Raw genomic sequence first — 13,215 nt, 5'->3', positions numbered from 1 at the left:
GGACGGCCCGGCGGACGGCCCGGCGGACGGCCCGGCGGAATTCCGTGGACAGCTCCGGACGGGCGGGGCTAGCCTGCCGTCCATGTCCACGCCCGAGTCCGACAGACGCAGGCCACCGGCCGTCCGGTGGCTTCCCGCGCTGTCGAGGTGACGGCGGTTCCCCGTCCCGCCCGGTGCGTCCCACCGGCGCGGCGGCCGGGTGTCCCCGCCCTCCCGTCCGGGTGCCGACCGCGGCCCACGCTGCCCTGTTCGTTCTCGGTCGTGGCTGTGGAGTCTCGCTGTGCCCTTCGTTCTGTACCTCCTCGGACTGGCGGTCTTCGCCCAGGGGATGTCCGAGTTCATGCTGTCCGGGCTGATCCCGGACATCGCCCGTGACCTCCGGGTCTCGATTCCCGCCGCCGGATCGCTGACCTCGGCCTTCGCCGTGGGCATGGTGGTCGGCGCCCCGCTGATGGCCCTGCTGGGCCGACGTCTGCCCCGGCGGCGGGCGCTGCTCGTCCTGCTGACGGTCTTTCTGCTGACGCATGTGGTCGGCGCGGTGACGACCAGTTATCCGGTGCTGCTCCTGACCCGGGTGATCGCCGCGCTCGCCAACGCCGGGTTCCTCGCGGTGGCGCTGTCGACGGTCGCGGTCCTGGCGCCGCCCGGGGCCAGGGGGCGGGCGACCGCCGTCCTGCTCGGCGGCATCACCCTGTCCTGTGTGGCCGGTGTGCCGGGCGGAGCGCTGCTCGGGCAGGTGTGGGGGTGGCGTTCGGCCTTCTGGGCGGTGGCCCTGCTCTCGGTCCCGGCGCTGATCGCCATCGTGGCCCGGCTGCCGAGGGACAGCGGGGAGACGGCGGCCCGGACGGGGGTACGGGCGGAGCTGAGGGCGCTGCGCGCCCCGGGCGCCCTGGTGCCGCTGGCCCTGGGCGCCCTGGTCAACGGGGCCACGTTCGGCACCTTCACCTATCTGGCGCCGCTGGTCACCGAGGTGACCGGGCTGGGAGCGGGGTGGGTGCCCGGCGTTCTGGCGCTGTTCGGCCTGGGGGCGTTCCTCGGGGCGACCGCGGGTGGCCGGATCGCCGACCGTCACCGTCCGGAACGGCCCCTGCTGGCGGCGGGCGCGCTGCTGCTCGCCGGGTGGACGCTGCTCGCGGTGGCCGCGCCGAGTCCGGTGGCGGCGGTCGTGCTCGTGCTCGTGCAGGGGACGCTGTCGTTCGCCGTCGGCTCGGCCCTGATCTCCCGGGTGCTGTACGCGGCGGCGGGCGCGCCGACGCTGGCGGGCGCGAGTGCCACGTCCGCGTTGAACGTGGGGGCGGCGCTGGGTCCCTGGCTCGGCGGGGCCGCCATCGGGGCGGGGTTCGGCCATCGCTCCCCGGTGGCGGTGAGCGCGGTGCTGACCGCGCTGGCCCTGGCGCTCGCGCTGGCGGCACTGGCCCGCGGCCGGACCCGCGCGCCGCGCCGAGCGCCCCGGCAGGCCGCACCGGCGGGCGCGGGAGCGGCCGGAGAGCGACCGGACGCACCGGCGGCCGGTCGCTCAGAACGGTAGCGGCGGCCGGTCGCCGAGAACGAACGGTACCGACCGTCCGGCGCCCGCGGTTCCCCGCCACGGCACGCGGCTCTCTCCGGGCGGCGCGGGGCGACCGGTGGGGGCCGGGCCGCCCGTACCGCTCCGGCGGGCCGGGAACGGCGGAGGCCGTGGCGGGGCACGGCGGGACCGGGCCCGGCCGCGCGGGGGTATTTCGGCCACCGGCGGTCGTGGTCCGGGACCGTCCGCGCCCCCGTGGGCATACTGCGATCATGCGCAGGGACACCCCCGTACCCATCGTTCTCGACTGCGACCCCGGGCACGACGACGCCATCGCGCTGCTGCTCGCGGCCGGGGATCCCGCGGTCGACCTGCTGGCGATCACCACCGTCGCCGGGAACCAGACCGTCGAGAAGACCACGCTCAACGCGTTGCGCGTGTGCACGGTCGCCGGGATCACCGATGTGCCCGTCGCGGCGGGCTGCGCCCGGCCGCTGGTCCGGGCGCCGATCGTGGCCGGGGATGTGCACGGGGAGAGCGGTCTGGACGGGCCCCGGTTCGGGGAGCCCCGGGTGCGGGCGGTCCCGGAGCACGCGGTGGAGCTGACACGGCGGGTGCTGACGGAGCATCCGGAGCCGGTCACCCTGGTCCCGACGGGGCCGCTGACCAACATCGCCCTGCTGCTGACCCGTTATCCGGAATGCGCCTCGTCCATCCGTGAGATCGTGCTCATGGGCGGCTCCGCCGGGCGCGGCAACCGCACTCCGGCCGCCGAGTTCAACATCCTCGCCGACCCCGAGGCCGCCGATATCGTCTTCCGCAGCGGTCTGCCGGTGACGATGTGCGGACTGGACGTCACCCATCAGGCGCTGGCCACCGACGAGGTCGTCGCGCGGCTCGCGGCGCTGGGGACGGAACCGGCGCGGATGTGCGTGGAGTTGATCGCCTTCTTCGCGGACACCTATCGGCGGCTGTGGGGCTTCCCGTGCCCGCCGGTCCACGATCCCGTCGCCGTGGCGCGGGTCGCCGACCCGTCGATCGTGCGCTGTGTGGACGCCCATGTGGTGGTGGAGCTGCGCGGCGAGTACACCCGTGGGGCGACGGTGGTGGACCTGGACGGGTTTCCGGACCGGCCGGTGAACGCCCGGGTCGCCATGGAGCTGGACAGCGGGCGGTTCTGGGACCGGGTGATCGCCGCCGTGGAGCGGCTCGGGCGGCGGGGCCCCGCGGCCTGAACCGCCCCCGAGCCCCCGGATCAGCCGTCGAGCAGCGGGATCAACTGCTCCTCCTCGTAGCGGAGATGTCCTTCCAGCTCGTCGGCGAGCCGGTCGACCTCCCGCGCGACCCGCTCCCGGTCGGCGCCGTCGGCGGAGACGACCCGTTGCAGCTCGGCGAGGATGTCCGCGATCCGCTCGTGCTCCTCCCTCAGCCGGTCGAGGACGGGGGCGAGCCCGGGGTCGCGTCCGGCGAGCGCGGGGAACATCATGGCGTCCTCGCCCGTGTGGTGCTGCCCGAGGCCCTGGCAGAGGGTGAGGCAGTTGATCCGGAGCTGGGCCCCGAGGGCCGGTCCGCCCGCCGCGATCTCCGCGCGGATCAGGCCGATCTCATGGCGGAAGCCGTCGTGGACGGCTCTGAGCATCTCCCCGACGGAGGCGGCGGCCACCCTCGGGGGTCCGGGGATCTCGTCCAGGGCGACCACGGGGAGGGTCCGTTCGGTCTTCGCCTGGTACTCGGCCCAGCCGGGCTCCGCCTCGACCGCGCGGGCGAAGGCGCGGTCGCGCTCCTCGCCCGTCAGGACGACGGCTTCGGCCTCGTAGGTGAACACCCCGCTCTCGACGGTCACCCGGGGGTCGGCGACGAGGTTGTGGTACCAGGCGGGGTGGCGGGGCGCTCCCCCGGCGGACGCGATGACCAGGGTCCGGCCCGCCCCGTCGGGAAGGGCGCCGAGCGGGGTGGTGCGCGGGGTGCCGGACCGGGCGCCGGTGGTGGTGAGCAGCAGCAGCCGGGCCCCGGCGAAGGGGCCGCCGACCCGGCCGCCGTTGGCCCGGAATTCCTCGATGATCTGCTGGTTGAAGTCCTGCGGCATAAGCGTGTTCTCTGCACTCTCTCTGGGTGTCGTGGCAGCCCCGGGGACGGGCCGTCGGCGGGCAGGCCGAACGGCCGCGCGGGGGCGGAAGGGTGGGGAGGACGGCACGCGCGCCGGACAGCGACAACGGCTGTGGCGGCGCCGCGAGGGCGCGCAGGCGCGTACGGACCGTACAGGGGATTCGGTGGACGGCGCGGCAGGGAAACGCGCGTCCGGCACACGCCGGATGCGGCGCGTACGGAAAGAAAAGAGGCAGAAGGCGGGGCTCGCGCCCGCCCCGGAATCACTCCGAGGCCGGGAACCCTGCTCGCTTGTGGCCCATGGCCGACCCGGCAGTCACGGCGGAGACTCTAACCGGGGACCGGGCGGGCAGGCAATGATCTTTTCCTCATCGGCGACCGGATGCCGGGGGCACCCCGGGCGGGAGGGGCGTCCCCGGGCGCCTCCGCGCGCCCAACGGCAGGGGTGCGCGGAGCGACCGGCAGTCGGCGCGATCCGGTCTGCTCTGGCGGCGGCCCGTGGGTTAGCGTGCGGCAGCACACCGCACCACGGCACACAGACGCGAGGACCCGAAGACCCTGGGGAGGGCGGGATGGACGCGTGGACGGTACCCGGGTACACGGACTCCCGGGAGTTGGGGTCCGGGACGAGCGGGCGGGTCGTCCTCGCCGCCCATGACGCCACCGGGGTCCCGGTGGCGATCAAGTACCTGGCCGCACGGATACGTTCCGACCACTCCTTCGTCCTCGGGCTGCGCGCCGAGGCCCGGTTGCTCGGCGGGCTGGGCTCGGCGCATGTCGTCCGGCTGTACGAGTACGTCGAGTCCCCGCACGGCGCGGCCATCGTCATGGAGCTGGTCGACGGGATCGCGCTGCGGGCGCTGCTGCGCGAGGAGGGCGCGACGGGCGCGGAGGCGGCGCTCGCGGTGCTCAAGGGCTCCTTGCTGGGGCTCGCCGACGCGCATCGCGCCGGTGTGGTGCACCGTGACTACAAGCCCGAGAACGTGCTGGTCGCGACGGACGGATCGTCCAAGCTGGTGGACTTCGGCATCGCGGTCGGCCGGGGTACCGAACCCGAGGTGGCGGGCACCCCGTCGTACATGGCGCCGGAGCAGTGGCAGGGCGGGACCGCGTCCCCGTCCACCGATGTCTACGCGGCCACGGCGACGTTCTTCGAGTGTCTGACGGGGCACAAGCCGTACACCGCCGACAACTTCGCCGAACTGGCGCTGGCCCATATGGAGGCGCCGGTGCCCGACGAGGAGGCGCCCGAGCCGCTGCGCCCGCTGATCCGGCGCGGCCTGGCGAAGGACCCCGCCGAGCGGCCCGGGAGCGCGGCGGCGTTCCTGGCGGAGCTGGAGGGGATCGCCGAGCGGGCCTACGGCCCGGCGTGGGAGGAGCGGGGTCAGCACCGGCTCGCGGCGCTGGTCGCGCTGCTGCCCCTGCTGCTGCCGTCGGCGGAGGGCGAGTCGTGGTCCACGGCGGACGCCGCGACCACCGCGATCGGGCCGAGCCCGCGGCGGCCGGGGTCCCGGTGGCTCGGCCCATTCGCGCGGATCGCCGTCCGGGGCCGGAAGGAGGACGGGGGGCGGGCCCCGGCCGGGGCCGCGGCCCGGGGCACGGCGGTGGGCGCCGCCGCCGTCACCGCCGCCACGGCCACAGGTGGCACCGCCGCCGCTGCCGCCGCCCCGACGGCGCGCCGGGAGGCGCTGTGGACGGCGGGCATCCTGTGCGCCGCGGCGGCTGCCGCCGCCGGACTGTTCGCGGTGGCGGTCGCCGCCGAGCCCGACGGGGACGGCGGAGCCACGGCCGCGGGGCGACATCTGGCCACCACGAGCGCCCGGCCGACCGGCCCATCACCGTCCCTCTCACCACGTCCCTCCCGATCCGGCACATCCAGCCCATCGCCCTCACCCTCCCCACAGACCTCGTCCGCCTCTCCGTCATCGGGGAGCCCCTCGGCGACGGGGCCGGACCGGGGCGGCCCGCGGAAGTCGGAGCCCACCCGGCCCGGGGCGCCGCGGCCGACACTCTCCCCCTCGGTCGGCCCTCCGCCCGGGCCGCGGCCCACGGCCCCGAGGCCGAGCGCGACACCGACGTCCTCCTCGCCCCGTCCGACGCCGAGCGCGACGCAGCCGGTCCCGGCCCGGGTGCGCTCGGTGGAGGTCACCGGGCTCGAACAGCCCGGCTCCAAGGCGCCCGGTTCGGCGGCGACCGCGACCGTCGAGGTCACCACCGACGGGACCGGCCCGGTCACCCTCGTCCTCACCTGGTACACGGGGGAGGCCCCCGGCGAGCTGGGGCAGGCGGACGGGGTGGAGACCCTCACCCGCAGCGGCGCGCGGACCTACACCCTCACCCTCACCCATGTGTTCGAAAGGGACGGCTGCTATCTGTCGGCGCTGGTGTCGGCGAACCCGGCGCCCGTCGGCGGCGACGCCTCCCGGCAGATCCTCGATCGGAGGTGCGCGTCCAGTGACGAGTCCCAGCCCCCCGCCTGAGCGGTCCCCCGACGCCACGGGCGACGAGCACGACAGCGCGACCGCGCTCGGCAGCCACTGGTTCGAGCGGCCGGGGTCCCGCCCGCCGGGCGCGGAGAGTCCCACGCTCGTCCAGGGCGCCGTCCCCGAGGACGCCGCCCCCGACCGGGTGGAGGGGGAGATCCGCCGTTTCGGACCGGGGGTGACCGCGGCCGACCAGGCGCCACCGACGGCGGACACCGCGGTCACCGCGGTCACCGCGGCCGCCCTCTGGCACGGGGGCCCGCCCCCGCCCGGCGGCCGGCACCGGGGCTCCCGGCTGCGCGGGCTGCGCCGCTACGCGCTCGCCGCCGTGGTCCTGGTGGCCGTGCTGGGCGTGCTGCTGTGGCAGCGGTACGGGCAGCCGATCACGGTCGAACGGGTCGCGGCCCGCGCCGACGCGGTGACCCTGGGCTGCGAGGGCACGGCGGACATCGTGGGCGTGGTGGGCACCAACGGGCAGCCCGGCACCCTCGTCTACCGCTGGGTGCGCAGCGACGGCACCACGTCGGACCTGCTCCGGGAGAAGGTGACACGCGGTCAGCACCGGGCGGAGCTGCGGCTGCTGTGGACGTTCACCGGCCGGGGCGACATCGGCGCCCGCGCGGAGCTGCGGATCGTCTCCCCCTCGGCGCATCACAGCACGGCCCGCTTCGTCTACCGCTGCGCCTGACCGCCGGGGGCGGATACCACCGGACGGCCGTGCGGCCGGTTCCGGGCACGGCCCGGTTGTGCCGGGCCATCGGGTGGAACGTCTGCTCCGGCTCCCGGCGGCAGGGCGACGCCGGGTGACGCTCCTCACCACGGACCACGGAGGACGAGCCCCTGTCCAGGTCGTACCGGAGGGCCGTGCGGGGGGGGGAGGTCCGGGGCGATGAATCCGTACCCGGTGGAGCCGAGGAGGCCCTCCCGGTCGAAGGGCCGCGCCAGGTTCGCGAGGTGCGGGGCCTGTTCGCGTCCGTCCCGCACGGCGCCGTCGCCGACCGCGGCCCCGGTCCGGAGTGGTACACGGCGTCCCGGCCGGGGGCCGCGGCGCCCGGGTGGTGAGCGGTCCGAGCGCCGCCGTCCGGCCGAACGCGGGTGTCCGCCGCCGTGGTCTCCCGTTCCTGTCCGCCGGGGCCCTCCGACGGGCCCCGTCCGCCGGGTCCAGCGCGGCCGGGGTGTCCGGGGGTGCGGCCGGGCGCGGCCGGGGGACGTATCCGGCGTGCCGGCCCCGGGCGTACTCCGCGCAGGGGGTGTTCAGCCCGGGGAGGAGCCGGGGGTCCGTCCGGAACCGGAGCCTTCAGCGGCTTCGGCGGCGGTCGTCGCGGCGACCGGGTCCAGGACCCGCCGGAGGAAGGCGCGGGTGCGTTCGTGCCGGGGCTCCCCCACCACCCGTGCCGCCGGGCCCTGTTCCACGATCTCCCCGCCGTCCAGGAAGACGACCCGGTCGGCGGCCTCGCGCGCGAAGCCCATCTCATGGGTGACGACCATCATCGTCATCCCGTCACCGGCCAGTTCCCGCATGACCGCCAGCACCTCGCCGACGAGTTCGGGGTCGAGCGCCGAGGTCGGCTCGTCGAAGAGCATCACTTCCGGGTCCATCGCCAGCGCGCGGGCGATGGCCACGCGCTGCTGCTGACCGCCGGAGAGCCGGCCGGGGTAGGCGTGTGCCTTGTCGGCGAGGCCGACCCGCTCCAGCCGCTCCCGGGCCACGGCGGCGGCGTGCGCCCTGTCCCGGCCGAGCACCCGCCGCTGCGGCAGCGTGAGATTGGCGGTGACGTCGAGGTGGGGGAAGAGATGGAAGTGCTGGAAGACCATGCCGATCCGGCGGCGGGCCGCGTCGATGTCGACGTCGGGGTCCGTGATCTCGGTACCGCCGACGACGACCTCGCCCGTGTCGGGCTCCTCCAGCAGATTCACGCAGCGCAGCAGGGTGGACTTGCCGGAGCCGGAGGGGCCGATCACACAGACCACCTCCCCCTCCGCGACCTCCAGGTCGATGCCGCGCAGCACGGGCTCGTTCCCGAAGGACTTGTGCAGCCCTCTGATCCGGATCGCCGCTCCGCGTACCGTGCTCGACGCCATCGGGCGCCCTCCCCTCGTCCTCTGTGTCATCGGCGGGCCGGATGGGCCACGGCCGTGGCCCCGTTCAGCGGGCGCGGGCGGCGCGGCGCTCCAGTCGGCGCACCACCAGGCCCAGCGGCACCGTCACCAGCAGATAGCAGACCCCGGCGACCAGGATCGGCGTCGAGTTGGCGCTCTGGCTGGCGAGATCCCGGCCGAACTTGGTCAGTTCGCGCTCCTCCAGCGTGACGCCCAGGAAGAGCACCAGGGAGGAGTCCTTGAAGAGCAGCACCAGTTCATTGGTGAGCGGCGGTACGACGATCCGGAACGCCTGCGGGATGATCACGGACACCATGGCGCGCGCGTGGGAGAAGCCCAGTGAGCGGGCCGCCTCCAGCTGTCCCCGGGGCACGGCCTGGATGCCCGCCCTGATCGTCTCCGCGATATAGGCGGCGGCCACCAGACCGAGGCCGAGCGCGACCTTGCCGTAGGTGCCCCCGGGTATCTCGGTCCCCGGGAACGCCAGCGGGACCGCCACCCCGACGAAGATGAAGATCAGCAGGGCGGGCAGCCCCCGGAAGAACTCGATGTAGACGGTCGCCGCCCAGCGGTAGGGGGCCACGGACGAGAGCCGCATCAGGGCGACGACCAGCCCGAGGACCAGGCCGAGCGCGAACCCGGAGAGGGTGTAGAGGACCGTGTTCCGCAGGGCGACGGTGAGGATCTCCGGGAACAGCTCCCCGGCGAGGTCCCCCTGGGCGAACTGCTCGGCCAGCCGCTCCCAGTCGGCGAGCGCGCCCACCGTGAGCAGCACCCCGGCGAACAGGACGTACTGCGCCCCCCGGAGAATCCGCCGGCGCTGCCGCCGGGTCGGCCGCCGCGGCGGGCGGGCGGCCCGCGCGGCCCCGTCGGTCCGCTCCGTCATGAGGTGCCGCCGGTCCGCGCCCGCGGCAGCGGACCGATCCACTCCTCGTGCAGCCGCTCGTAGTCGCCGTCGGCCCGGGACTCCCTGATCACCTTGTCGATCGCGGCCCGGAGCGCGTCGTTCCCCTTCTTGACGGAGAATCCGTACTGCTCCCCGGTCTCGATGCTCTGCCCGAGGCGGAACGCGCGTGCGTTCGCGGGGTCCTTCAGCCAGCCCTGGACGACGGGGTAGTCGATGACGACCGCGTCGACCTGCCCCGTCCGCAGCCCGTTCAGGACCGCGTCGGAACTCTCGAAGGCGACCGGGTCGAAACCCTGCTCCTGGACATGGCTCTCCCCGGTGGTGCCGCTCTGCGCGCCCAGCTTCCGCTTCTCCGCCTCGACCTCGGCGAGGGAGCGTATTCCGCTGCCGGCGGTGGCGAGCAGCGCCTGGGTGGCGTCGAAGTAGGGCACGGAGAAGTCGACGTTCTTCTTCCGTTCCTCGGTGATCGTCATTCCGGCGGCGGCGAGGTCGCACTCGCCGGAGTTGAGGAACGCTCCCGTCTTGAAGTTCTCGAACGGGGTGTCGAGGATCTCCTGCCGGACGCCGAGGTCCTTGGCGACCCGGTCGATCAGGGCGACGTCGAAGCCCACGACCTCGCCGTCCCGCTCGAACTGGAACGGCGGGTACGGCAGATGCGTGCAGGTGGTGAGCTTGCCCTTGGCCACGAGCGGCACCCCGTCCGCCGTGGTGGCGCCCTGGTCGCCCGTGCCGCACGCCGTGGTGATCAGCACCCCCGTCACGGCCGCGGCGAGAGCCCCCGCCCGCGTACGAGGGCGGTATCCGGTGCCGCCGTTCCGTCTGGACACTGCTGGGGCCTTCCCGAACACGAGTACCTCCGTCGAAGGGGGGAGCGCGGGCAGGCGGTCACCGGTGCGAGACCGTCCGACCGAGATCGTAGGCATCGGCGCACCACCCCAACAGGCTGTTCACACGCCGTTCACAAGCGGGGTCCCGGGGCGGGGGCGGCGGGCCGTCGGCGGTCGCCTAGGCTGGCAGGGCCGGAACAGACCCGGCGGGCCGCGGACGGCGCGTCAGAACACGTGCCGACCGGCCACGACACCGGTGAACGGCACCGGACACGGCGACGGGGACGACAGGGGCAGGGGGGCGGATGCGACAGCGCGTACGTCCGCTGCTCACAACCGTGCTGCCGGCGCTGCTGCTGGGCGTCTGGACCGTCCTCGCCGCCGTCACGGCGCCGGGCCCCGGTCCGGCCGGAGGGGCCCGCGTGGCCGCGCCGGTCTCGGCCGCACCGGCCCTTCCCGCGCGCACGGACCCGGCGCAGCGCGGTGTCTCCGCACGGCCCGAGACCCGGCGGGCCGCGGTCGCCGCCGTGCCCGACGCGGCGGCGCAGCGGGACCCGGGCGGGCACCCGCCCCCGGCCCCCGCGGACGCGGCGGCACCGGCGGCGCTGTCCGCCCCGCCCGCGCCCGGCGGCCGGGTGGCGGCGGAGCCCGGACGGGAGCGCGCGCCGCCCCGTCCCCCGCACGGCCCGCGACAGACCCGGGCACCCCCCTTCTCCACGAGCGGCTGACGTCTCTTCCGCGTCCGCCGCCCGGTCCTGCGGCATGCCCGCGGCCGGGCGGGCGGGACGCGCTGTCGTCCTTTTCCCGGTGCGGGCCGTCCGTGAGGCGGTCCGCACGGCTGCCCTGGAGTGGTCCATGTCCTCACCGTCCTCACCAACTTCACCGCCTCCACCGTCCTCATCGTCTTCATGCGGCTCACGCACCTCACGTGGATCGCGTGGATCGCGTGCCATGCGCTGGCGGGCGCTGTTCGCGTTCGCCGTCGTCGCCCTCTCCGTCGCTGTCGCCGTGCTCGTACCGCCCCGGCTGGGGCTCGATCTGCGCGGCGGCACCCGTATCGTCCTGGAGACCCGGGACTCCCCCACCGTCCGGGCCGACGCCGACGCCACCGACCGGACCCTGGAGGTACTGCGGCAGCGCGTCGACGCGCTGGGGGTCGCCGAGCCCTCGCTCGCCCGTTCCGGGGAGCGCCGTATCGTCGTCGAGCTGCCCGGGGTGCGCGACCCCGCCGAGGCCGCGGAGGTGATCGGCCGGACCGCCCAGCTCTCGTTCCACCCGGTCGTGGAGGCGGCCCCGGGGCCCGCGTCGGGTCCGGGCGCGGACGGCTCCCGGGTCCTGCCCGACCCCGAGACCCCCACCGGGTTCCTCCGGCTCGGGCCCACCGCGCTGACCGGCGACGGGGTACGGGACGCCGAGGCCGTCCTCGACACCGCCTCGGGCCGGGGGTGGACCGTCGGCCTCTCCTTCCGGGGCGACGGGGCGGAGTGGGCGCGGCTCACCGGTGAGGCGGCCTGCGCCGCGCCCGGCTCCCCCGCCCGCCGGGTGGCGATCGTGCTCGACGACGCGATCGTCTCCGCCCCCGCGATGGAACGTTCCGTCCCCTGCGGTACGGGCATCCCCAGCGGCTCCGCGCAGATCACCGGCGGTTTCGGCGCGGACGGCGCCCGCGATCTCGCCGCGCTGGTCAAGGGCGGCGCGCTGCCGGTGCCGGTGACCGCCGTCGAACAGTCCGTCGTGGGGCCGACGCTGGGCGCCGAGGCGATCCGGGCCAGCGCCTGGGCCGCCGTGATCGGGCTGGTCTGCACCGGCGCGTTCATCATCGCCGTCTACCGGCTCGTCGGAGCCCTCGCCGCGCTGGCGCTCGTGCTGTACGGGGTGATCTCGTACGCCGCTGTCGTGGCCCTGGGGGCGACGCTGACCCTGCCGGGGCTCGCCGGGTTCGTGCTGGCGATCGGGATCGCCGTCGACGCGAACGTCCTCGCCTTCGAGCGCGCCCGCGAGGAGTACGCGCGCGCCCGGCGCGGACGGACTGCCTCCACCGATCTGCGGCGCCCCCTGCGGGTCGGTTTCGACCAGGCGTGGAGCGCGGTCACCGACTCACATGTGACCACGTTGCTCGCGGCGGGGCTGCTGTTCGTGTTCGCGACCGGGCCGGTCAAGGGCTTCGGCGTGACCCTCGCCATCGGGGTGCTGGCCTCGCTGGTCTCGGCGATGGTGATCACCCGGCTGTTCGCCGACTGGGCGGTGCGCCGGGGCCCGGTGCGGCGACGGCCCGCGTGGACGGGGCTGACCGTACGGGGCCGGGTGCGCACCCTGCTGGAGCGCAGGCCGCCGCGGCTGATGCGGTACCGCCGCCGCTGGCTCGGCGGCTGTCTGGGGCTGCTGCTGTGCGCGCTGGCCGGGATCGGCGTGCGCGGGCTGGAGTTCGGGGTGGAGTTCACCGGTGGGCGGCAGATCCAGTACACGGCGGGGCAGCCCGTGGACGCGGACCGGGCCCGGCAGGCGGTCGCCGACGCCGGGTTCCCCCGGGCCGTCGTCCAGAAGACCGGCGAACGGGGCATCACGGTCCGCACGGGCGAGCTGGACAACCGCGGGCAGGAGACGATCCGGGCGGCCCTCGGAACGGTCGCGGGCGAGGTCACGGTGGAGCGGGACGAGACGATCGGTCCGAGCCTCGGCTCCGAGCTGCGCCGCCACGCCCTGATCGCGCTGGGGGTCGCGGTCGCCGCGCAGCTCCTCTATCTGACGGCGCGGTTCCGGTGGACCTTCGCCGTGGCCGCCGTCGCCGCGATGGCGCAGGACGTGCTGCTGGTGGTGGGGCTCTTCGCCTGGCTCGGCAAGCCCGTCGACAGCGTCTTCCTGGCGGCGCTGCTGACGGTGGTCGGCTACTCGGTCAACGACACCGTCGTCGTCCTGGACCGGCTGCGGGAGCTGCGCCGGTCCGCGCCGCGCGGGACCTGGCCGGAGCTGGCGGACCGGGCCGTGGCGCAGACCCTGCCGCGTACGGTGAACACGGGCATGGGCGCGCTGTTCGTCCTGGTCTCCCTCGCCGTCCTGGGCGGTGACTCGCTGGCCGACTTCTCGGTGGCGCTGCTGGCGGGGGTGGTCCTGGGGACGGCGTCGACGGTCTTCACGGCGATGCCGCTGGTCGTCGAGGGTCAGCTCCGGTATCCGGACCGGCCCCGGCCACAGCGGGAACGGGAACGGGCCGGGCGCCGCGCCGGCACGGGAGCGGTGGTCTGATCCGGCGGGGCGCCGGGGTCCGCCCAGCAGGACCGGACCCCG

At 75.5% G+C, this 13,215-nt stretch carries 10 protein-coding genes; 6 read left to right on the top strand and 4 right to left on the bottom strand.

The genetic code is table 11. The features are described from left to right. The first annotated feature begins 280 nt into the window (after positions 1–280). Together CRV15_RS27465 and CRV15_RS27460 are read left to right on the top strand one after the other, a co-directional pair. On the top strand, positions 281–1,528 hold the full coding sequence (locus CRV15_RS27465) for a Cmx/CmrA family chloramphenicol efflux MFS transporter (RefSeq protein WP_009995119.1): 1,248 nt from the start codon (positions 281–283) through the stop codon (positions 1,526–1,528). 251 nt (positions 1,529–1,779) lie between these two features. Beyond that, positions 1,780–2,742, top strand: coding sequence for a nucleoside hydrolase (locus CRV15_RS27460; protein ID WP_003959285.1), 963 nt, complete (start codon positions 1,780–1,782; stop codon positions 2,740–2,742). A 20-nt stretch (positions 2,743–2,762) separates the two neighbouring features. Here CRV15_RS27460 and CRV15_RS27455 read toward each other — a convergent pair whose 3' ends face one another. Then, positions 2,763–3,593, bottom strand: a complete 831-nt coding sequence (locus CRV15_RS27455; protein WP_003959286.1) for a nitroreductase/quinone reductase family protein — start codon at positions 3,591–3,593, stop codon at positions 2,763–2,765. 592 nt (positions 3,594–4,185) lie between these two features. Between CRV15_RS27455 and CRV15_RS27450 the strand changes: the two genes are divergently transcribed. Together CRV15_RS27450 and CRV15_RS27445 are read left to right on the top strand one after the other, a co-directional pair. Then, positions 4,186–6,093 (top strand): serine/threonine-protein kinase, encoded by a 1,908-nt coding sequence (locus tag CRV15_RS27450; protein WP_003959287.1) that lies wholly within the window; start codon positions 4,186–4,188, stop codon positions 6,091–6,093. Next, a complete protein-coding gene (locus tag CRV15_RS27445; protein WP_003959288.1) occupies positions 6,068–6,784 on the top strand; it encodes a hypothetical protein in 717 nt (238 codons plus the stop codon). The genes CRV15_RS27450 and CRV15_RS27445 overlap by 26 nt, the downstream gene beginning before the upstream one ends. A 566-nt stretch (positions 6,785–7,350) precedes the next feature. Here the strand turns inward: CRV15_RS27445 and CRV15_RS27440 are convergent. The 3 genes from CRV15_RS27440 to CRV15_RS27430 all read right to left on the bottom strand — a co-directional run bounded on the left by CRV15_RS27440 (position 7,351) and on the right by CRV15_RS27430 (position 9,930). After that, entirely contained in the window at positions 7,351–8,178 is an 828-nt protein-coding gene (locus CRV15_RS27440) for an amino acid ABC transporter ATP-binding protein (protein ID WP_009995122.1), read from the bottom strand. A gap of 64 nt (positions 8,179–8,242) precedes the next feature. After that, positions 8,243–9,082 carry an amino acid ABC transporter permease gene (locus tag CRV15_RS27435; RefSeq protein WP_003959290.1) on the bottom strand — a complete coding sequence of 280 codons (840 nt, stop codon included), beginning with the start codon at positions 9,080–9,082 and terminating at the stop codon, positions 8,243–8,245. Continuing rightward, positions 9,079–9,930, bottom strand: a complete 852-nt coding sequence (locus CRV15_RS27430) for an ABC transporter substrate-binding protein (RefSeq protein WP_009995124.1) — start codon at positions 9,928–9,930, stop codon at positions 9,079–9,081. Before CRV15_RS27430 ends, CRV15_RS27435 begins: the two co-directional genes overlap by 4 nt. Positions 9,931–10,235: 305 nt before the next feature. On the opposite strand from CRV15_RS27430, the gene CRV15_RS27425 reads away from it, so the two are divergent. Together CRV15_RS27425 and secD are read left to right on the top strand one after the other, a co-directional pair. Next, complete coding sequence (locus tag CRV15_RS27425) at positions 10,236–10,658, top strand: hypothetical protein (RefSeq protein WP_009995125.1); 423 nt, start codon at positions 10,236–10,238, stop codon at positions 10,656–10,658. Between the two features lie 223 nt (positions 10,659–10,881). Further along, positions 10,882–13,173 carry a protein translocase subunit SecD gene (gene secD, locus CRV15_RS27420; protein ID WP_003959292.1) on the top strand — a complete coding sequence of 764 codons (2,292 nt, stop codon included), beginning with the start codon at positions 10,882–10,884 and terminating at the stop codon, positions 13,171–13,173. Positions 13,174–13,215 lie beyond the last annotated feature (42 nt).

The organism is Streptomyces clavuligerus (assembly GCF_005519465.1).
Taxonomy (GTDB): Bacteria; Actinomycetota; Actinomycetes; order Streptomycetales; family Streptomycetaceae; genus Streptomyces; species Streptomyces clavuligerus.
Note: the sequence above shows the minus strand (reverse complement) of the source record. Positions and strands in the feature narration are given on the sequence as shown.